Raw genomic sequence first — 20,232 nt, 5'->3', positions numbered from 1 at the left:
GGGCCGCCGCGGTGCCCGGGCCGCCCGCGGCACGGCGGCGGGTCAGCCGGACGTGCGGCCCGGGCGCCTCCTGCCGCGCCAGAGCACGACGGCCGTCGCCAGGAAGAGGACGCCGGCCACCCCTGCGGCCGGGGCGGCCCAGGCATCCGCCCCACCGTCGCCGGTCCCGGGGTCGGGGCCGGCACCGAAGTACTTCTTGCCGTACCCGGCCGGGGCGGCCTTGCTGTCCGCGAGGGCGGCGGCCCCGGCGCCCTCGATGGCAGCCGCCGGATCGACGATGCCGTACCCGCGGGTGTCGTCCCGGCCCCCGGCCGGCGCGTCACGGGCCGTCTCGGCGAGCAGGGTCTTGATCTGGGCCGGGGTGAGCCCGGGGTGGGCGGCGCGGACCAGGGCGACGGCCCCGGAGACGAAGGCCGCGGCGGCCGAGGTGCCCCACTCGATGTAGTAGTGCCGGTCGGGGTTGGCGACGACGATGTCGACGCCGGGCGCGCTGACGGTGGCGTACCAGCGCCGGGTGGAGAAGGAGGCGTGGGTGCCGTACTTGTCCACGGCGGCGACGGCGATGACGCCGGGGTAGGCCGCCGGGTAGGAGGCGCTGTCGCCCTTCTCCCCGCTGTTTCCCGCCGAGGCGACGACGGAGACCCCCTTGGCGAGGGCGTACTGGATGGCGTTGTCCTCGGAGGCGTCCGCATGGGCGGACTTGCTGTCGTCGCCCAGCGAGAGGTTGATGACGTCGGCGCCGTGGTCGGCGGCCCAGCGGATGCCGTCGGCGAGGGCGGTGCCCCGGGACGTGCGGGCCTTCGCACGGGAGGCGTCGGTGGATTCCAGGATCACCCGGACCGGCAGGATCTTCGCCTCGGGGGCGATCCCGAGGACGCCGTCGCTCTGGCCGGGACCGTTGCCGCGGCCGGCGATGATGCCCGCCATGGCGGTGCCGTGCAGCGCCCAGGCCTTGTCGCCGGGACGCGCCCCGAAGCCGACGAGGTCCTTGCCGGGGAGCACCCGGCCCGCGAGGTCGGGGTGGCTGTCGTCGACCCCTGTGTCGAGCACCGCGACGGTGATGCCCCCGCCCTTGGTGGTCCGCCAGGCCTGGTCGGTGTGGAGGGCGGCGAGTGCCCACTGCTGGTCCCGGATGGCGTCGGCCCGCGCGGGGGTGGCGGGCAGCAGCGCGAGCAGACCGGCGGCACACGCGGCGGTGAGGGCCCGTGCGGTACGGGAGCGGTCCGCGTGCGGACGGCGGCCGGACCCGGACACGGAGGCCGCGGGGACACGGGGGTTCATCGCGGCTTCTTCTCCGTCCCGTCGGCAACTCTCGTGCGCAGGGCGCGTTCCACCCGGTCCGCCACGCCCTCGGCATCGTTGCCCAGACCGGCCTGGGCGACGGCGGTGGTGGCGCCCCTGGCCATGGCCAGGGCGGCGGGCTGCGGATCGGTGACGGCGCGGCCGTCCGCGAATCCGGAGACCGCGTAGACGAGGACGGGCGCCCCGGTGACGACGTGCGTCGTCCAACTGCCGCGCTGCGCGGCGCCGAAGCGCTCGGCGACCGTCCCGGGCACGGGGTACGTACGGGGCATCAGGTCCTTGCGCTCGCCGAGCTTCTGGTCGGTGAACCGGGTGCCGAGCGCCCGCATCGCGGCGGCGTCCGCCTCGGTGAAGACCATGCCGACGGTGGTGACGGTGCTGCGGGTCGCGTCGGTGTAGGTGGCACGGACGACGCGTTCGCAGCCGACCGGTCCCAGCGCGCGCACCAGCAGCGGGTCGAGCGCCTCCGCGCAGTCGCTGTCGGCGGCGACCCCGAGCCGGGTCCACACCCGGTCCGCGGCGCCCGGTCCGGCCCCCCGGCCCTGGAGGGTACGGGGGAAGAGCGTGTCGACGGGGAGGCTGTGCCAGGCGCTCCGGGCCGTGGACCAGGAGGTGTCGGCGCCGGAGGAGGCGGAGGCGTCGTCGGTGAGCCAGGCTCCCGCCGCGGCGCCGCCGATGAGGCCGAGCCCGAGCACCACGCAGGCGGCTGCGGCGGCGGTCCTGGCCCGGTGCCGGGGTTCCGGTCCGATCGGCCGCAGCCGGGTGGTCCTCTCCATCGGCGTCTCGGGGAAGCCGTAGCGCGGCGGTACGGGGTACGTGCTCGGGTGCCGCACGCCGTACGAGGCCGGCGGGGCGCCGGGGGGCGGGGTGAGGTCCACCGATCCGACGGGCCTGCGCCGGCCCCCGGGAGGCGGACCGGCGGGAGGGGCCGCGGGGGGCCGAACGGCGGAGGGCCGGGCGGCGGGCGGCGGAGGGCCGGCCGGAACGGGCCGCAGCCGGGTGGTCGTCTCGGCCGGGGTCGGCGCGGGGACGTACGGCGGCACGGGTGCGGGCGGTACGGCGGACGGCGGTACGGCGGCGGGCGGCACGGCTGCGGACGGCCCCGCGGCAGGCGGCGGTACAGCGCCGGGCACGGCGGCGGGCGGCGCCGTGGCGGGCGGCGGGCGCAGGCGCCGGGTGGTCCCGGACGGAATCTGCCCGGCGGCAGGGGGCGCGGGGGCCTGCGCGGGCACCGGGGGGACGGGGCCCTGCGGGGCGGGCGGGGCCGGCGGAGCGGTCGGCGCGGGGGGCACGGGAGGCGCGGGTGCGCCGGGAGGCGCGGCGGACGCGGGCGGCACGGAGGAGGCGGACGGAGCGGGTACGCCGGGCGGGACCGGTGGGCGGGGCGGCACGGGAGCGCGCTGCGCCTCGGTACTCATCCGTCCCCCTGGTTCACCTCGCGTACCGCTCGCGGAACACGCACCCGGGCAAGCCCGTTGGTCGCCGCGTGCCGTCACTCTACGGGCTGCGGGCGGGCCGCGGGGAACAGGTCCGCACCGTTCGGGCGTCCGCGCGGGGCGTCCGTGCCCGTCGCTTTGCCGGCAGGTCGCACCGTCGTGGCGGCCGTCGGGGGCGGCAACGCGGAACCGGTGATTGCCCGTAAGGCCTTACCGATGAGTACACCTCTCTGGCAAGCTGCGGCCATGACTGTGCGCGCCACCGACCGGGCCCGTTACGACCGGGCCACCGCCCATCTCGACGCACCGCTCGCGGTGGTCGACCTGGAAGCCTTCGACGCCAACGCGGACGATCTCGTCGCCCGCGCCGCCGGGAAGCCGATCAGGGTGGCGAGCAAGTCCGTCCGCTGCCGGGCCCTGCTGGAGCGGGTGCTCGCCCGGCCCGGCTTCGCCGGGATCATGTCCTTCACGATGGCGGAATCGCTCTGGCTGGCCCGGGCGGGCTTCGACGACGTGCTGCTCGCCTACCCGTCCGCCGACCGGGCGGCCTTCGCCGAGCTGGCCGCCGACCCGAAGCTCGCCGCGTCGGTGACGGTGATGGTGGACGACCCGGCGCAGCTGGAGCTGATCGACGCTTCCCGGGCGGGCGGCGCCGAGGTGATCCGGGTGGCCCTGGAGCTGGACACCTCGCTGCGTCTGCTGGGCGGCCGGGTCCGGGTGGGCGCGCTCCGCTCGCCGTTGCGCTCCCCCGCCCAACTCGCCGACCTCGCCCGGTCGGTGGCGCGCCGGCCCGGCTTCCGCCTGGTGGGCCTGATGGCGTACGAGGGGCACATCGCGGGGGTCGGCGACGCGGTCGCCGGCCGTCCGCTGCGGTCCCGGGCCGTCCGGCTGATGCAGGCGACGGCCCGTCGGGAGCTGGTGGTGCGCCGCGCCGAGGTGGTCCGCGCGGTCCGGACGGTCGCGCCCGACCTGGAGTTCGTCAACGGCGGTGGCACGGGGAGCGTGCAGCACACGGCGGCCGAGTCCGCGGTGACGGAGATCGCGGCGGGATCGGGACTGTACCTCCCCCGGCTCTTCGACAACTACACCTCGTTCACCGGCCGTCCGGCGGCGCTCTTCGCGCAGCCCGTCGTCCGCAGGCCCGGGGTGGGCGTGGTGACGGTGCTCGGCGGCGGTTATCCGGCGTCCGGCGCGGCGGGTCCGGACCGGCTCCCCGTGCCGTACCTCCCCGAAGGGCTGCGCTACGACCCGCAGGAGGGGCCCGGCGAGGTCCAGACGCCGTTGCTGGGGTCGGCCGCCGACGATCTGCTGATCGGCGACAAGGTGTGGTTCCGGCACGCGAAGGCGGGCGAACTCTGCGAGCGTTTCGACGCGTTGCAGCTGATCGAGGGCGATCGGATCACGGCCACCGTACCGACCTACCGGGGCGAGGGCCGGACGTTCCTCTGAGGACCCGTCGCTCCGGGACGGCGCACCGGCGGGCCGAGGGCCGTCCCGGAGAGGAACTGCCCTCGGACAGGTGACCGGTCAGATCCCGCCCGCCGTCAGGGTGAGCAGGTCGCGGGCGGGTCCGGCCGGGCGGTGGCCGGTGGGCCAGACCGCCCGCAGCTGACGCCGCAGCCGCACGCCGGCGAGGTGCACGGGGACGAGCCGGCGGGCGGAGAGTTCCTCGCCGAGGGCGAGTTCGCTCAGGACGCAGGGTCCGGCGCCACTCTCCGCAGCGCCCTTCACGGCGGTCGTGGAGGAGAGCTCCAGCAGCGGCTCGGCCAGACCGCCGTGCGCGGCGAGGGCCGCGTGCAGGACCTGGCGGGTGCCGGAACCCCGCTCCCGGAGGATCAGCGGGGTCGCCGCCAGTTCTCTCGGCGTCAGCGGGGTGCGGCGGCGGGCCCAGGGGTGGACGGGGGCGACGACGACCACCAGGCGGTCGTGCGCGACGACCGTGCCGTCGAGCCCGTCGGGGGTGGTGAGACCCTCCACGAATCCGAGGTCGGCCTCGCCGAGGAGGAGCCGTCGGGCGACCTGCTCGGAGTTCCCGGCGAGCAGCGAGACCGCGGTGCCGGGGCGTTCGGCGCGCAGTGCGATCAGCCAGCCGGGCAGGAGGTACTCGGCGATCGTCATGCTGGCCGCGACCCGCAGCCGGGAGTCCCGGCGGTCGCGCAGCGCCTGGGCGCCCGCGTCGAAGGCCTCGGCCGCCTCCACGATCCGGCGGGCCCAGTCGGTGACGAGGGCGCCCGCGTCGGTCAGGGTGGAACCGCGCGGGGAGCGGTCCAGCAGCGCGACCCCGAGCTGCCGCTCCATGGTGCGGACCCGGCCGGAGGCGGCGGGCTGGCTGATGCCGAGCTCTTTGGCGGCACGGCCGAGACTGCCGTGGCGGGCGACGGAGAGCAGCAGTTCGAGCGCCCCGAGGTCGGGGACACGGTGGGAGAGGGGGACGGGGGCGGGGTCGTCGGGAACGTGCGGCATAAGGCCAGCTTATGACCCCATAGACACGAACTCCCTGGTGGGAGGCGTGAGGGCGGCCGAGACTCGTGGAATGGCCCTAGACGAGCGGACCCTGGTCCGGCCACCGACCACGCTTCCCGACGCGCCGCGGCTGCCCTCGCTGCGCCATTTCGGCCCGAACTGGTACGCGGTGGTGATGGGCACCGCGATCGTCGCGAGCGCGGGTGCGGCGCTGCCGCACCGGGTGCCCGGTCTGCGGGGTGCGTGCACCGCCGTCTGGGCGCTCTCGGCCCTCCTGCTGGTGGCGGTCCTCATCGCGCGGGCCGGGCACTGGCGCCATCACCGGGGGCAGGCCCGCGCCCATCTGCTGGACCCGGCGGTCGCGCCGTTCCTGGGCTGCCCGCCGATGGCGCTGCTCGCGGTCGGCGGGGCCACGTACGCGGCCGGGGCGCCGGTGGTGGGTGGGCGGGCCGCGCTGGTGGTGGACGCGGTGCTGTACTCGGCGGGCACCGTGCTGGGGCTCGCCGTCGCGGTGGCCGTCCCGTACCTCATGGTGGTGCGCCACCGGCTCGAACCCGGCAGCGCCGCCCCCGCGTGGCTGCTGCCGCTGGTCCCGCCCATGGTGTCCGCCGCGCTCGGCCCGCCGCTGATCCGGGAACTCCCGGCGGGACAGGGCCGTGAGGCGCTGCTGATGGGCTGCTACGCGATGTTCGGGATGTCGCTGCTGGCCGTCCTGGCCGTGCTGCCGCTGGTCGTCGCGCGGCTGCTGCACCACGGGCCGCTGCCCCTCGCGCTGACGCCGACGCTCTTCCTCGTGCTGGGGCCGCTCGGCCAGTCGACGACCGCGGTGAACCAGCTGGCCGACGTGGCTCCGGGTGCGGTCGGCGATCCGTACGCGAGCGGGCTCGGCGCCCTGGCGGTGCTCTACGGGGTGCCGGCCACGGGCTTCGCGCTGCTCTGGCTGGCCCTCTCCGCCGCCCTGACCGTGCGCGCCCTGCGGGCCGGAATGGGGTTCGCGATGACGTGGTGGGGCTTCACCTTCCCGATCGGCACCTGCGTCACCGGGGCGGCCGGTCTCGCCCGGCACACCGGACTGCACGCCTTCGGGTGGCTCGCCGAAGCCCTCTTCGTCTGCCTGGTGGCCGCGTGGGCGCTGGCCGCGGCGCGTACCGTACGGGGGCTGCTCGGCGGCTCGCTGCTCGCGGCGCCGGTCCGTCCCTCTGCCGTCGTGACGGTCTGAGCGCGGGGCCGGGCCGCGGAGTCGCTCAGCGGCGGGGGTCGTAGGTGGCGTCGATGTGCTCGGCCACCGCGACGACCAGGAGTCGGGTGCCGGGGAGGGTGGCCCGCCAGCGGTGGCGGACCCCGCCGGAGAGGAAGAGCGTGTCGGCGCGGCCCAGCCGGTACGCCTGGCCCTCCGCCTCCACCTCCACGGCGCCCTCGACGACGTACATGAGCTCGTCGTTGCGGTGCTGGAACTCGCGGCCGAGGTCCGGCTCCCCGGTGAACTCCAGGGCGCTGAGCTGGTGGCGTCCGCGCACCAGCCGGCGCGTGCCGTCCTCGTCGTCGCCGCGCACCACGTCCACGGCGCGTGCCGAGTCGGCGGCCTCGCGCAGCTTGGCGGTGGTGGTCTCCAGCGCCAGGGCGACCCGGGTGAGCGACTGCGCGCTGGGCCGGGCCCTCTCGTTCTCGATCTGACTGAGGAAGGGCACCGAGAGGCCGCTGCGCGCGGCCACGACGGCCAGCGTGAGCCCCAGGGTTCTTCGGCGCCGGCGCACCGCGGCGCCCACCCGCAGTGCTTCCTTCTCGTCCTTCTCGCCCATGTCCGTTCCCTCCCGCCTGGCCATCCTCCCGGCTGCCAGCACCTTACGCATGTGGTTGGGTGATTCCCCCGTGCGGGAGAGCAGCGCCCAACGCCGAGGGGGTGGCCCCCGCCTTCCGGCGGTGACCACCCCTGACCTGCGCGGACGTCGAGTCCCGGCGCGCTACTGCGGCGCCATCGCGTCCACGATTCCCGGATGGGCGCCCATCCAGGTCTTCACGGCTTCCTCCTCGTGACCGGTGCCGGCCTTCGCGATGCCGTTCTCCAGTCCGGCGAGCTGGTCCTCGGTCAGCTCGAAGTCCTCGAACCACTTCGCGAGCCGCGGGTACGTCGAGGGAAACTCCTTGCTCGCGACCGTGTGCAGCCGGTCACGGTCGCCGAAGCCCTTCTTCGGGTCCGCCAGCTTGGTGAGGTCGTACCGGTCGTACGCCCAGTGCGGGGTCCAGAGCACGACCGCGATCGGCTCCTTCTTGGCGTACGCCCGCTTCAGCTCGGCGAGCATGCCGGGGGTGGAGGAGTCCACGACCTCGTACTCCTTGTCCAGCCCGTACGCCGGCAGGACGTCGTTCTTCAGGTTCTCCATGGTGGCGGTACCGGGCTCGATGCCGACGATGCGCCCCTGGAACCGCGAGGACTTGCCCTTGAGGTCGGCGAGGGTGTGGACGTCCTTGACGTAGGAGGGCACCGCGACCTCGATGGAGGTGGGGCCGTACCAGGAGCCGATGTCCGTCAGATCGTTTTTGTACTTCTTCCAGTAGTTCGCCTGCGTGTACGGCAGCCAGCCGTCGAACTGGACGTCGAGCTGGCCGCGCGACATCGCGGCGTACATCGGACCGACCTCGAACTGCTTGAGGTTGATGGAGTAGCCGCGCTCCTCCAGGACCGCCTTCCACAGGTAGGTGGCGGCGATGTCCTCCTCCCAGGGGAACCAGGCGACGTTCAGGGCGCGGTCGCGCTCGTCCTTGCCGTCGGCCGCGGCGGAGCGCTTCGGGGTGGGGGTCCACGTGGTGGCCGCGTCCGGGTGGGCCTTCAGCCAGGTGCGGACGGCGTCCTGCTCCTTGCCCGCGCCGGCCCTCTGTATCTCGGCCTCCAGGCTCGTGAGCTGCTTCTCGGACATCGTGAAGTTCTTCAGCCAGGACGCGGCCTCGGGGTTGTCGGCGGCGAATCCCTTGCGGGAGAGGGTGTGGATGCCGTCGCCCTTGCCCCAGAGGTTCTTGGTGTCCTTCAGCTTGGTCAGGTCGTAGCCGTCGTAGGCCCAGTGCGGCGACCAGAGCGGGACGACGATCGGTTCCTTCTTGGCGTACGCGCGCTTCAGCTCGGCCAGCATCGAGGGCGTGGAACCGTCGACGACCTTGTACTCGCCGTCCAGGCCGTAGCCCGGCAGGATCTTCTCCTTCAGGAGCGCCGACTCACCGGCGCTCGGCTCGATGCCGACGATCCGGTTCCGGAAGGCGGACCCCTTGCCCTTGAGGTCGTCGAGCGTCCGGACGTCCTTCACGTAAGCGGGGACGGCCAGTTCCAGCGAGGTGGGGCCGTACCAGGAGCCGAGGTCCTCCAGGCGGTCCTGGTACTTCTTCCAGTAGCTGGCGTGGGTGACGGGGAGCCAGGAGTCGGTCTCGAAGTCGATCTGGCCTCCGGCCATGCCGGTGTAGAGCGCGCCGGCCTCGTACTGCTTGACGTCGACGTCGAAGCCCTGGCGCTCCAGCAGTTCCTTCCACAGGTACGTCGAGGCGATGCCCTCGTCCCAGGGGATGTACCCCATGCTGATCTTCTTGCCCGCACCGACGGACGAGGTGCCCGCGGCGGTGGAGGACGTGGTGCCGCCGAAGACGCCCATGCCGCCCGCGACCAGTGCGAGGATCACCACGCCGGTGAGCGCGACGACGCCCTGCGGGCGGTAGTTCCAGAGCTTCGGTCCGCCGGCCGAGGCGCGGGCCCTGGCGAGCGCCCGGCGGCCGAGCGGGGAGACCTCGCGCCCCAGCGCGCCCGTCATCCGGTCCAGGTACATGGCGAGGATGACGATGGAGATGCCCGCCTCGAAACCGAGGCCCACGTCGACGTTGCCGATGGCGCGGTAGACGGAGCCGCCGAGACCGCCGCCGCCGACCATGCCGGCGATGACCACCATGGACAGGCCGAGCATGATGACCTGGTTGATGCCCGCCATGATCGTGGGCAGCGCGAGCGGGAGCTGTACGCGCAGCAGGGTGTTGCGGGAGGTGGTGCCGAACGCCTCCGCCGCTTCGACGAGTTCACCGTCGACCTGGCGGATGCCGAGCTCGGTCATCCGGACGCCCGGGGGCAGCGCGAAGATGATGGTGGCGATGATGCCGGGGACGACTCCGACGCCGAAGAAGATCACACCGGGGATCAGGTAGACCATGGCGGGCATGGTCTGCATGAAGTCGAGGACCGGCCGGGTCACCGCGCTGACGGCCTTGGACCGGGAGGCCCAGATGCCGAGGGGGACCGCCAGGACCAGCGTGACGATGGTGGCGACGAGCACCAGGGTGAGGGTGTCCATCGCCTCGTCCCACAGCGCGACGGAGTCGATGAGGGAGAAGCCGACGAACGTGAGGAGGGCGGCGGGCAGTCCGCGCAGCCACCAGGCGACGACGGCGACGATGCCCGCAAAGAGCAGCGGCGCGGGTCCGGAGAGGACGGCCGCGATGCCGTCGAACATGCCGCCGACGACGGAGCTGATGGCGTCGAAGAGCCAGGCGAGGTGGGTCTGCAGCCAGTCGACCGCGGAGTTGACCCAGTCGCCGAGAGGGAGCCTAGACACGGGCCACCTTCTTCGCGGCGGAGGGGCCGGTCACGGGCCCGGCGTCGCGGGTCCCCGCGGCGGCGGGCATCGGCACGGCGGGCTTCATCGGTTCGCCCAGTACGGCGAGGAGACGCTCGCGGGGGACGACCCCGACCAGCTTGCCCCGTTCGTCGGTCACCGCGACCGGGTTGGCGCTCGTCGCGCAGGGGGCGAAGAGCTCGATGACCGGCGTGGCCGCGGCGACCGCCGCGGGGGCCGCCGCCAACACGTCCTGCGGGGTGCGCAGTTCGGTGCCGTCCTCGGTCTTCGAGCCCATCACGGTGTGCGGCTCGGCCATGATCGCGCCGGCGGTCAGCACGCGGGCGCGGTCGACGTCCTGGGTGAAGGAGGCGACGTAGTCGTCGGCCGGGGTGACGAGGATGTCCTCGGCGGAACCGAGCTGGACGATCTCGCCGTTGCGCATCACCGCGATGGTGTCGCCCAGACGCATGGCCTCGTTGAGGTCGTGGGTGATGAAGACGATGGTCTTCTTCAGGCGCTTCTGGAGCTCCAGGAGCTGGTCCTGCATGTCGCGGCGGATCAGCGGGTCCAGCGCGCTGAACGACTCGTCCATCAGGAGCAGGTCCGCGTCGGTGGCGAGCGCGCGGGCCAGTCCGACGCGTTGCTGCATGCCGCCGGACAGCTCGTCGGGCCAGGACTTCTCCCAGCCGCCGAGTCCGGTCAGTTCCAGCGCCTCGGCGGCGCGCTTCTCGCGCTCGCCCTTGGCCACGCCCTGCACTTCCAGGCCGTACGCGGCGTTCTCCAGCACATTGCGGTGCGGGAAGAGCGCGAAGTGCTGGAAGACCATGCTGATCCGGGACGAGCGGACGTGGCGCAGTTCCCTGGGAGTCAGGGAGGTCAGGTCCTGACCGTCGAAGAGCACACTTCCGGCTGTGGGGTCCAGCAGTCCGTTGAGCATGCGCAGAAGCGTGGACTTGCCGGAGCCCGAGAGACCCATCACGACGAAGATCTGCCCCGGCTCCACGGTGAACGACGCGTCGATCACCGCTGCGGTCGTTCCGTCGGCGCGCAGCTCGTCGCGGCTCACGCCGCTTCCGAGCTTTTCCACGGCCTGATCGGGTCGTCTGCCGAACACCTTGTACAGATGCTCGGCCTGCAGCCTTGACACATACACCTCGCGGGTAGAACCGAGAACGCTTCGCCTCCCCCGCGGACGAACCGTGGAGCGGCACGGAATCGGTCCGCTTGGCACGTACACAAGTTGAAATTTGGACGTGATCCGCTCCGGTGCCACGCGTGCCCGGGCTTATCCCGAGCAAACGCCGATGTGAGCGGGGTCACGTCGTACGGCTTCCTCCGGGGCGGTCGTCCCGGGCCGGTGTCGGTGCCGTGCGGCATGATCGGGGGGTGACGCGACGCCTGATGCTCCTGGACACCGCCTCCCTCTACTACCGCGCCTACTTCGGCGTGCCGGACTCGGTGCGCGCGCCGGACGGCACCCCCGTCAACGCGGTGCGCGGACTGCTGGACTTCATCGGCCGACTGGTCCAGGACCACCATCCGGACGACCTGGTGGCCTGCATGGACGCGGACTGGCGGCCCGCCTGGCGGGTCGAGCTGATCCCCACCTACAAGGCGCACCGGGTGGCCGCGGAGACCCAGGCCGGCCAGGCCGGCCAGGCCGACGAGGAGGAGACCCCGGACACCCTCGCCCCCCAGGTCCCGGTGATCGAGGCGGTGCTCGACGCGGTGGGGATCGCGCGGGTGGGCGTGGCGCCGTACGAGGCGGACGACGTCATCGGCACGCTGACGGGCCTGGCGCGGGGGCCGGTGGACATCGTCACCGGCGACCGGGACCTCTACCAGCTGGTCGACGACGAGCGCCGGGTGCGGGTGCTCTATCCGCTCAAGGGCGTCGGCACGCTCCAGGTGACCGACGAGGCGGTGCTGCGCGAGAAGTACGGCGTGGACGGCCGGGGCTACGTCGATCTGGCCCTGCTGCGCGGGGACCCCAGCGACGGCCTCCCGGGCGTCCCCGGCATCGGCGAGAAGACGGCGAAGAAGCTGCTGGACGCCTACGGCGATCTCGCCGGCATCATGGCCGCGGTGGACGACCCGGCGGCGAAGCTGACCCCCTCGCAGCGCAAGCGGCTGGACGAGGCCCGGGACTACGTCGCGGTCGCGCCGAAGGTGGTACGGGTCGCCGTGGACGTGCCGCTGCCCGCCTTCGACCCCACGCTGCCCCGCGAGGCGCGCGATCCCGCGGTCCTCGCGGAGCTGGCCGAGCGGTGGGGCCTGCGCGGCGCGTTGCAACGGCTGCTCTCGGCGCTGCACTCCTGAGGTCCCCGGGCCCGGCGCTACGTGCTCCCGGAGGGGGCGGGTTCCTCCCGGGGCGCGGAGCCCGCTCCCGGCTCCCACAGGAACGCGTGGTTCCCTGGACCCGGTGACAAGGCCCCGCGCGGCACGTTCCGCGCAAGCATGGATGACGGGACCGCCGGTGCCCGGACGGGCCGGCCGGTGCTAGCTTAGGCAGACCTAAGTTCCGGGTCGGCCGGGCTCGCGTTCCGGGTTGCGGGCCTCCGGTCCCTTACGTCTCCGTACGTTCCAGCACAGGGAGATCCACGTGGCGCGTCCGACGCGGCAACCGCCCAAGGGCAAGGGTGCGCAGGTCGTGCGCACCGAACAGATCACCCCCCACATGGTGCGGGTGGTCCTGGGGGGCGAGGGCCTCGCCTCCTTCTCGACCGACGGCCTGGCCGACCACTACGTGAAGCTCTGCTTCGCGCCGGAGGGCGCCGACTACACGCACCCCTTCGACATGGCGGCGATCCGCGAGTCCTACCCGCGCGAGTTGTGGCCGACCACGCGTACGTACACCGTGCGCGCCTGGGACCCCGCCACGCGGGAGCTGGCGATCGACTTCGTCGTGCACGGCGACGAGGGTCTGGCCGGCCCGTGGGCCGCGGCGGCCGCCCCCGGGGACCGGATGACGATTCTCGGCCCGGGCGGCGACTACTCCCCGCGGGCGGAGGCGGACTGGCACCTGCTGGTGGGCGACGAGAGCGCACTGCCCGCCATCGCCGTCGCCCTGGAGCAGATGCCGGAAGGCGCCCGGGGCCACGTCTTCGTCGAGGTGTCCGACGCCACCGAGGAGCAGGAGCTGACCGTCCCCGCGGGGATCTCGGTCACCTGGCTGCACCGCGGTGAGCGCCCGGTCGGCGAGCTGGTCACCGCGGCCGTGCTCGGGCTGGAGTTCCCGGCGGGCGAGGTGCAGGCCTTCGTGCACGGCGAGGCGGGATTCGTCAAGGAGATCCGGCGGTACCTGCGCGTCGAACGCCAGATCCCGCTGGACCGGTTGTCGATCTCGGGGTACTGGCGCCTCGGCCAGAACGACGACGCCTGGCGCGCCGTCAAGCGCGAGTGGAACGCACAGGTGGAGCGCGAGCAGGAGCCCGACGCCTCCTGACGACGGCCCTCCCGGCGGGGCCCCGGCCGCCGTCCCCGGACGGGCCGCCGGGGCTTTCGCGCGGGTGCGTCCGGCCCGCCCGCCGCGTGCGCCGCGCGGACCGGGCCCGCGGCCGTGGAAGAATTTCCCGCACCGGCTCCGCCCGGCCGCGGAGGCGTTTTCGCCACGATTTTCGATCCGTACCCATCCGTACGGCCGTCGGCTCCGAATCAGGTGGTACTCCATGAGCCTCCTGGGAGGAAGCCGCGTTGAAAGAAGCCGTGTACATCGGCCCCGTGCCCTCGGCCGGACCCGATCTCCAGGACCTGCTGGTCCAGGTCGCCCGGGGTGACCAGGGCGCGTTCGCCCAGGTCCACGACGCGATCTGCGGGCCCGTCCTGGGCCTGGTCCGGACCGTACTGAGGGACCCGGCCCAGTCCGAGGAGGTCACCCAGGAGGTGCTGGTGGAGGTGTGGCGGACCGCGCCGCGCTACCAGCCGTCCCGGGGCAGCGCCATGAACTGGGTGCTGACGCTCGCCCATCACCGGGCCGTGGACCGTGTCCGCTCGGCGGAGGCGTCGGCCGCCCGGGAGCACCGGGCCGCCCTGCTGGACCGCACTCCCGCCTACGACGAGGTCACCGAGCAGGTCGAGATCCGGCTGGAGCGCGAACAGGTGCGCCGCTGCCTGCGGACCCTGTCCGAGCTCCAGCGCGAGTCGGTGACCCTGGCGTACTACCGGGGCCTGACCTACCGTGAGGTGGGCGAACTCCTCGCCGTCCCGCTGGGAACGGTGAAGACACGCCTGCGCGACGGGCTGATCCGGATGCGCGACTGCCTGGGGGTGAGCGCGTGAGCACGGCCGAACTCCACACGCTGACCGGTGCGTACGCGCTGCACGCCCTCCCCGAGGACGAGCGCCGCGCGTTCGAGCGCCATCTCGCGGAGTGCGGGGCGTGCGCCCAGGAGGTGGCGGAGCTCTCCGCCACGGCGTCCCGACTCGCCCTCGCGGTCTCCACCTCTCCCCCGCGCGGCATGCGCGAGGAGGTGCTGCGCAGAATCACGACGGTCCGTCAGGAGTCACCGGGTCACGGCGTTCCCGCCCCGACGACGGTGGTCCCCGGACGGCCCGGACGCTGGTCCCGCTACGCGCTGGCGGCCTGCCTCGCGGCGGCGGCGGCCCTCGGCGGGGTCGCGGTGTGGCAGAACCAGCTGGCGCGGGACGCACGGCAGGAGGCCGACCACACCCAGCGCCAGAACGAGCTGCTGGCGCGCGTGCTCGCCGCGCCCGACGCGAAGACGGCGGCGGGCGGGCCGGTGGCCGGGGCGCGCGGCACGGTGGTGGTCTCGGCGAGCGTGGACCGGGCGGTCTTCCTCGCCTCCGGCATGGCCCGGCCGCCGCGGGGCAAGGTCTACGAACTCTGGTTCGACGACGGTGGGACGATGCGTCCGGCCGGGCTGATGGACCCGGACGCGGCGACCGCCTCCGTACTCCTGGACGGTCCGGTGGGCGGCGCGTCGGGGATGGGCATCACCGTCGAGCCGGCGGGCGGTTCGGCGCGGCCCACCTCCGCGCCGCTGGCGCTGATGGACTTCCCGACCGCCTGACCGGGGCCGTCACGCGCCTGCCCTCACCGGGGTCCGGGCCGTCGCGCGCAAGGCTCCACGGGGTCAATGCGAGTCCGGATGTGAACCGTTCGGGTGAACGACCCATCCGCGCGGCGTTCGGCGCCGAATCCCTGGTGTGACAGCAGACCTGAACGACACACGACCGCGGAGGGCCTCGGGGGCCCGGCGATCCGGCCGGGCGCGCGCCGCCCTGGGCGCGCTCGCCGGAGTGATCGCCGCATTCTGCGCCCTGTGCGTCGGGGAGTTGGTCGCGGCGGTCGTCCGTCCCGAGGCGGGACCGGTCACGGCGGTGGGGAGTGCGGTCGTCGACCGCACTCCCCCGGCCGTGAAGGAGTTCGCCGTACGCAACTTCGGCACGGACGACAAGCTGGTGCTGCGCCTCGGCATCCTCGTGCTGCTGGCGCTCTTCGCGCTGGCGGTGGGGGTCCTGGCGCTGCGGCACCGGCGCGTCGGGGCCTCGGCCGTGCTGGTCTTCGGTCTCGTCGGGGCGGTGGCGGCGGTGGGACGGCCCGAGGGCGTCCCGGCCGACGCGCTGCCCTCGGTGGTGGGGGCGGTGGTCGCCGCGGGAGTGCTGTATCTCCTGGCCGGGCGGCTGGCCCCGGCCCCGGTCCCGTCTCCCGCGGCTGGGGAGACGGCGGCCGGGGACGGGGCTCCCGGGGACGGGGCTCCCCGGGGCGGGGCGGCCGGTTTCGACCGGCGCGGCTTCGTGATCGCCGCCACCTCCGCGGCGGCGGCCTCGGCCGGTGCGGGGTACGCGGGGCGGCGCCTCGCCGCCTCCGTACAGGCCGGGGCCTCCGCCTCGCGCGCGGAGATCACTCTGCCGGTGGCCGGCTCGCCGGCCCCCGCCGTTCCCTCGGGCACGGACCTCGGGGTCCGGGGAGTGAGCTCCTACTTCACCCCGAACGGGAGCTTCTACCGGGTGGACACCGCGCTGGTGGTGCCCCGCGTGGACGCCGGCCGCTGGCGGCTGCGCATCCACGGCAAGGGCGTCACCCGCCCGCTCACCCTCGGCTACCACGACCTGCTGCGCCGGCCGACGGTCGAGCGGGACATCACCCTGGCCTGTGTGTCCAACGAGGTCGGGGGCCCGTACATCGGCAACGCCCGGTGGGTCGGGGTCCGGCTGGCGGACCTGCTGCGCGAGGCCGGGGTGAAGGCCCCCTCCGAGGGCGGCCCGGCCGACCAGCTGGTCTCGCGCTCGGTGGACGGGATGACGCTGGGCACCCCGGTCGAGACCGTCCTGGACGGCCGCGACGCGATGCTCGCCCTCGGCATGAACGGCGAACCGCTGCCGTTCGAGCACGGCTTCCCGGTGCGGATGCTCGTACCGGGTCTGTACGGCTACGTCTCCGCCTGCAAGTGGATCGAGGAGATCGAGCTCACCACCTTCGACGCCTACGACGCCTACTGGGTCAAGCGGAGTTGGGCACCGGAAGCGCCGATCAAGACGGAGTCGCGGATCGACACCCCGCGCCCCTTCGCCTCGCCGAAGCCCGGCACCGTGCCGGTCGGCGGTGTCGCCTGGGCCCAGCACCGGGGCATCTCCCGGGTCGAGGTCCGGGTGGACGGCGGCGACTGGCACACCGCTCGCCTGGGTGCCGAGGACGGCCGGGACACCTGGCGCCAGTGGGTGTGGGAGTGGCCCGCCACCTCCGGCCACCACACCCTCGAAGTCCGCGCGACGGACGGTACCGGCGCCACCCAGACCGCCGACCGCACCGGCACCGTCCCCGACGGTGCGACCGGCTGGCATTCGGTGGTGGTCGACGTGTCCTGAGCCCCCGTCACCACTTCCCTCCGCGGCCGGAGAGTTCCCTCGGCCGCGGTCGCCCCACCCCTTCGCTCCCTACCGACGCGTCCGGGCCGCTGAACCGCCCGGACCCCGCATCACCCTTCCCACCAGGAGAACACCGTGAACACCCTGAACCACCCGCACCTCCGTCGTCTCGCCGTCGCCGTCGCGGCCGCCGCCGTCCTGCCGCTGGCCCTGACGGCCTGCTCCTCCTCGGACAGCAAGGACTCGGCCGCCGGCTCCGCGCCCGACAAGTCGGCCTCGGCCAGCGCCTCCACGGGCGACTCGGCCTCCCCGGACCAGCCCTTCGGCCCCGCCTGTTCCTCCGTGCCGCAGGACGGTGCGGGCTCCTTCGACGGCATGGCGCAGGACCCGGTCGCCACCGCCGCGTCGAACAACCCCGACCTCGCGACCCTGGTCACCGCGGTCAAGGCGGCCGGTCTGGTCGACACGCTGAACAACGCCGAGAACATCACGGTGTTCGCGCCGACCAACGAGGCGTTCGCCAAGGTCCCGAAGGCCGACCTGGAGAAGCTGCTCGCCGACAAGGAGCAGCTGACCAAGGTCCTCACCTACCACGTGGTCGGCGAGAAGATCGCTCCGAAGCAGCTGCCGAACGGCTCCTTCGCGACGCTGGAGAAGAGCAAGCTGACGACGTCCGGCTCGGACATGACCTACACCGTGAACGACAGCGCGAAGATCGTCTGCGGCAACGTCCGGACGGCCAACGCCACGGTCTACATCGTCGACTCGGTCCTCATGCCGCCCATGTAGTCGCCGCCCCGGCCCGCTGGGCCGGGCCCCCGGGGAGGGCTTGGCCGGCGGGACCACCGCCCGCCGAGCCCTCTTCCGGTCCGAACGGGTCGGCCGCGCTCATCGCGGTGCGCTCCCTACGGGCCGAGGGTGCACCGCGATAAGCGCGGCCGGCCCGCCCCGGACCTCTCCGCGTAAATGGGAGATAAGAGCACCATGGGGTGAGAGGCACCGTCCGTACCAGGCGTTCCGTCCAGTTCGGGCCGGAGGCGGGCGGGCCCACGGGACAGAAAAGGAGACGACTCATGTCCGACCTCTCTCACACCCGTGCCGGCACCCGTGCCGACTCGTCCGCCGACATGGCGGATCATCCGGACCTCCCGGAGATGCGGGAGCGCTACGACCGCACGCTCGGGGGCCGTGACGTGGCCCTCGTGGACGCACCGGTCTTCCTCCTCGGTCTGTACTGCGCGGTCTCCCCCTGGGTGCTCCACTTCACGTCGAGCCAGCCCTCCCTGGTCCAGCACAACCTGGTCATCGGCATCGCCCTCGCGGTCCTGGGCCTCGGCTTCACCGCGTCGCCCTCGCGGATGTACGGGCTGAGCTGGGCCATCTGCGCGATGGGTGCCTGGATGATCGTCGCGCCATGGATCGTGGGCAGCGGCCCCGATCTGGGCGTGATCCTGAACAACGTGATCATCGGCGGGCTCGCCGTGGTCCTGGGAGTGATCTGCGCGGCCGCGTCCATGAAGAAGCGCGGCGCACGGGGAAGCCGGGCTTCACGGGCCGGACAGGCCTCACGGGCTTCCCGGGGCTGAGAACCCCGCACGTTCCCTGACGGCGCCGGCACGATGTGCGGGGGGCTGCGGCTGGGGCCCCGGCGAGGCGACGGGCGACACACCGATGGCCGTGCTCGTGGCGGAGTCCCTTCTCGAACGGGACGGGCTCGACCTCCCCGACCCCTTCGGCCGGTTCCGGCGACGTCGGCGGGGACACCGACCCGGTCGCGGCGGCGACCGGGTCGCTCGCGGCTGCCGTGCACCAGATGAGCGCGATCCTGGCCCGTTGGACCGAGTCGCTCCACGTACCGCTCCCGGTGGACGGCGACCGGGTGGTGCGCACCGCCGGGCTGAGTGGGCTCGCCCTGCGCCTGGACTGGTACGGCGACGGGCGGCCGACAGCCGAACCCGTCCGCCCCCACCCGCGCCGCACCGCACGTCCCCGCGGCGCCGGGCCGCCCACCCGTCGGACACCCTGTTGACGCGGGACCGGTGCGGCTGGTGGACTCGGCGGATGCGTCCTCAGCTGCGGCTGGTCACCCGCGACCACATCGACTTCGGTCGGGTGTGGTCGGCGTCCTGTCGTCCCTGACTGCTTCTCCGTCAGCACGACAGCGCCGCGCCGTCCGGCCGGTTGCCCCCGCAGCAGAAGATGAGGCTTCGCCATGCCCGTAGAGTTCCTCGGCATCGCCGCGACCAACGACGGTTCCGAAGTGACGCCCCGCTCGGGAGCGTCCTTCGACAAGGAGTACACGCTCAGGCTGGCCCGCGCGCACGAGGACCACGGCTGGGACCGGGTGCTCTTCGCGTACGGCTCCGGCTCCCCGGACCCGTCCCCGGCAGCCGCTTTCGTCGCCGCCCGTACGGACCGCCTGCAGATCCTCGTCGCGCACCGGCCCAACGTCTCGTACCCGACGTTCGCCGCGAAGACCTTCGCCACTCTCGACCGGATCAGCGACGGCCGCCTCGCGGTCCACTTCATCACCGGCGGCAACGACCACGAGCAGCAGCGCGAGGGCGACTTCCTCACCAAGGACGAGCGGTACGCCCGCACCCGGGAGGCGATCCGCATCATCAAGCGGGCCTGGACCTCGCACGAACCCTTCGACCACGAGGGCACCCACTACCGCTTCCACGACTTCGTCAGCGACATCTTCCCCCTCCAGCAGCCGCACCCGCAGGTCTCGTTCGGGGGCTCGTCCCCGGCGGCGTACGCGGCCGGGGGCGCCGAGGCCGACATCTACTGCCTCTGGGGCGAACCCCTCGCCGAGACCGCGGAGCAGATCGCATCGGTCAAGGCCGCGGCGAAGGCGGCGGGCCGCACCGACGTGCCGAAGATCCAGGTGGCGTTCCGCCCGATCATCGCCCCGACCGAGGAGCTCGCCTGGGAGAAGGCGCACCGGACGCTCGACCGGATCAAGGCCCGCACGGCGGGCGGCCCCGTGAGCCGCCGGCACCCGCTGACCGCCCCCCAGAACGCGGGTTCGCAGCGGCTGCTCGCCGTCGCGGAGCGGGGTGAGCGCCACGATCGCGCGCTCTGGACGCCGACCTCGGCGGAGACCGGCGGTGCCGGCAACTCGACGGCCCTGGTGGGTACTCCTGAGACGGTCGCCCAAGCCCTGCTGGACTACTACGACCTCGGCGTCGAGATCCTGTCCGCCCGGGGATACGACCTGCTCGACGACGCGATCGACTTCGGCCGCCACGTCATCCCGATCGTGCGGGAGGAAGTCGCCAAGCGGGACGCGGCGCGGAACGCGGCCGCCTGACCCCCGGTGGGGCCGAGGCGCTGCCGCGCCGGCGGGAGAACACCCCTACGATGATCATTCGGTGTGACCGCCGGGTGCGTCGGACCGACGTGTCGCCCCGCCCACGCCGACGGGGAGCGCGGGTCTTCCCGTCTCCCTGCGCGCGGGAAATCTTCTGGGGGTCATCGCGGTGTCGTTCCTCGTCCTGGTGGCGGTCGTCTGCCTGTTCTGGTTCTGCCTCCTCCCGCTGAGGTGGCAGACCCGCCGACTGGCGGGTCCTGAACCCGCGTTGCGGAAGGCCGTCGCAGCGGCCCGGCGTCGG

At 73.7% G+C, this 20,232-nt stretch carries 17 protein-coding genes and 1 pseudogene; 12 read left to right on the top strand and 6 right to left on the bottom strand.

Annotated features, from left to right (window positions below; translation table 11 throughout):
- Positions 1–42 precede the first annotated feature (42 nt).
- Together mycP and PZB77_RS26225 are read right to left on the bottom strand one after the other, a co-directional pair.
- Entirely contained in the window at positions 43–1,281 is a 1,239-nt protein-coding gene (gene mycP / locus PZB77_RS26230; protein WP_275495093.1) for a type VII secretion-associated serine protease mycosin, read from the bottom strand.
- Positions 1,278–2,180, bottom strand: coding sequence for a hypothetical protein (locus tag PZB77_RS26225; protein WP_275495092.1), 903 nt, complete (start codon positions 2,178–2,180; stop codon positions 1,278–1,280). The genes mycP and PZB77_RS26225 overlap by 4 nt, the downstream gene beginning before the upstream one ends.
- Before the next feature lie 804 nt (positions 2,181–2,984).
- On the opposite strand from PZB77_RS26225, the gene PZB77_RS26220 reads away from it, so the two are divergent.
- On the top strand, positions 2,985–4,187 hold the full coding sequence (locus PZB77_RS26220) for an amino acid deaminase/aldolase (protein WP_275495091.1): 1,203 nt from the start codon (positions 2,985–2,987) through the stop codon (positions 4,185–4,187).
- A 78-nt stretch (positions 4,188–4,265) separates the two neighbouring features.
- On the opposite strand, the gene PZB77_RS26215 is transcribed toward PZB77_RS26220, so the two are convergent.
- Positions 4,266–5,201: a LysR family transcriptional regulator gene (locus PZB77_RS26215; RefSeq protein WP_275495090.1), complete on the bottom strand. Its 936-nt coding sequence runs from the start codon at positions 5,199–5,201 to the stop codon at positions 4,266–4,268.
- A 70-nt stretch (positions 5,202–5,271) separates the two neighbouring features.
- Between PZB77_RS26215 and PZB77_RS26210 the strand changes: the two genes are divergently transcribed.
- Positions 5,272–6,420 carry a TDT family transporter gene (locus PZB77_RS26210; protein WP_275495089.1) on the top strand — a complete coding sequence of 383 codons (1,149 nt, stop codon included), beginning with the start codon at positions 5,272–5,274 and terminating at the stop codon, positions 6,418–6,420.
- A gap of 25 nt (positions 6,421–6,445) precedes the next feature.
- Here the strand turns inward: PZB77_RS26210 and PZB77_RS26205 are convergent, their stop codons facing one another.
- The 3 genes from PZB77_RS26205 to PZB77_RS26195 all read right to left on the bottom strand — a co-directional run bounded on the left by PZB77_RS26205 (position 6,446) and on the right by PZB77_RS26195 (position 10,934).
- A complete protein-coding gene (locus tag PZB77_RS26205) occupies positions 6,446–7,000 on the bottom strand; it encodes a helix-turn-helix domain-containing protein (protein WP_275495088.1) in 555 nt (184 codons plus the stop codon).
- A 162-nt stretch (positions 7,001–7,162) separates the two neighbouring features.
- Positions 7,163–9,784, bottom strand: a complete 2,622-nt coding sequence (locus PZB77_RS26200; protein WP_275495087.1) for an ABC transporter permease/substrate binding protein — start codon at positions 9,782–9,784, stop codon at positions 7,163–7,165.
- Positions 9,777–10,934, bottom strand: a complete 1,158-nt coding sequence (locus tag PZB77_RS26195; protein ID WP_275495086.1) for a glycine betaine/L-proline ABC transporter ATP-binding protein — start codon at positions 10,932–10,934, stop codon at positions 9,777–9,779. The genes PZB77_RS26200 and PZB77_RS26195 overlap by 8 nt, the downstream gene beginning before the upstream one ends.
- Before the next feature lie 254 nt (positions 10,935–11,188).
- On the opposite strand from PZB77_RS26195, the gene PZB77_RS26190 reads away from it, so the two are divergent.
- From PZB77_RS26190 to PZB77_RS26150, 10 genes and pseudogenes are all read left to right on the top strand, one after another.
- On the top strand, positions 11,189–12,106 hold the full coding sequence (locus PZB77_RS26190) for a 5'-3' exonuclease (protein ID WP_275496223.1): 918 nt from the start codon (positions 11,189–11,191) through the stop codon (positions 12,104–12,106).
- Positions 12,107–12,389: 283 nt separating this feature from the next.
- Positions 12,390–13,232 carry a siderophore-interacting protein gene (locus PZB77_RS26185; RefSeq protein ID WP_275495085.1) on the top strand — a complete coding sequence of 281 codons (843 nt, stop codon included), beginning with the start codon at positions 12,390–12,392 and terminating at the stop codon, positions 13,230–13,232.
- A gap of 248 nt (positions 13,233–13,480) precedes the next feature.
- Complete coding sequence (locus tag PZB77_RS26180) at positions 13,481–14,065, top strand: sigma-70 family RNA polymerase sigma factor (protein WP_275495084.1); 585 nt, start codon at positions 13,481–13,483, stop codon at positions 14,063–14,065.
- The gene (locus tag PZB77_RS26175; protein ID WP_275495083.1) at positions 14,062–14,817 is read left to right on the top strand and encodes an anti-sigma factor; all 756 of its coding nucleotides are present in this window, start codon (positions 14,062–14,064) and stop codon (positions 14,815–14,817) included. The genes PZB77_RS26180 and PZB77_RS26175 overlap by 4 nt, the downstream gene beginning before the upstream one ends.
- Positions 14,818–15,046: 229 nt before the next feature.
- Entirely contained in the window at positions 15,047–16,615 is a 1,569-nt protein-coding gene (locus PZB77_RS26170) for a molybdopterin-dependent oxidoreductase (RefSeq protein ID WP_275496222.1), read from the top strand.
- A gap of 144 nt (positions 16,616–16,759) precedes the next feature.
- Positions 16,760–17,404, top strand: coding sequence for a fasciclin domain-containing protein (locus PZB77_RS26165; protein WP_275496221.1), 645 nt, complete (start codon positions 16,760–16,762; stop codon positions 17,402–17,404).
- Positions 17,405–17,688: 284 nt separating this feature from the next.
- A complete protein-coding gene (locus tag PZB77_RS26160) occupies positions 17,689–18,201 on the top strand; it encodes an SPW repeat protein (RefSeq protein WP_275495082.1) in 513 nt (170 codons plus the stop codon).
- Between the two features lie 85 nt (positions 18,202–18,286).
- Positions 18,287–18,379 (top strand): annotated as a pseudogene (locus tag PZB77_RS31295) (hypothetical protein); the annotation flags it as partial.
- A gap of 49 nt (positions 18,380–18,428) precedes the next feature.
- Positions 18,429–18,644 carry a hypothetical protein gene (locus tag PZB77_RS31290; RefSeq protein ID WP_343299912.1) on the top strand — a complete coding sequence of 72 codons (216 nt, stop codon included), beginning with the start codon at positions 18,429–18,431 and terminating at the stop codon, positions 18,642–18,644.
- Between the two features lie 183 nt (positions 18,645–18,827).
- Complete coding sequence (locus tag PZB77_RS26150; protein WP_275495081.1) at positions 18,828–19,931, top strand: LLM class flavin-dependent oxidoreductase; 1,104 nt, start codon at positions 18,828–18,830, stop codon at positions 19,929–19,931.
- Positions 19,932–20,232: the final 301 nt, after the last annotated feature.

This window comes from Streptomyces sp. AM 2-1-1 (assembly GCF_029167645.1).
Lineage (GTDB): Bacteria > Actinomycetota > Actinomycetes > Streptomycetales > Streptomycetaceae > Streptomyces.
Note: the sequence above shows the minus strand (reverse complement) of the source record. Positions and strands in the feature narration are given on the sequence as shown.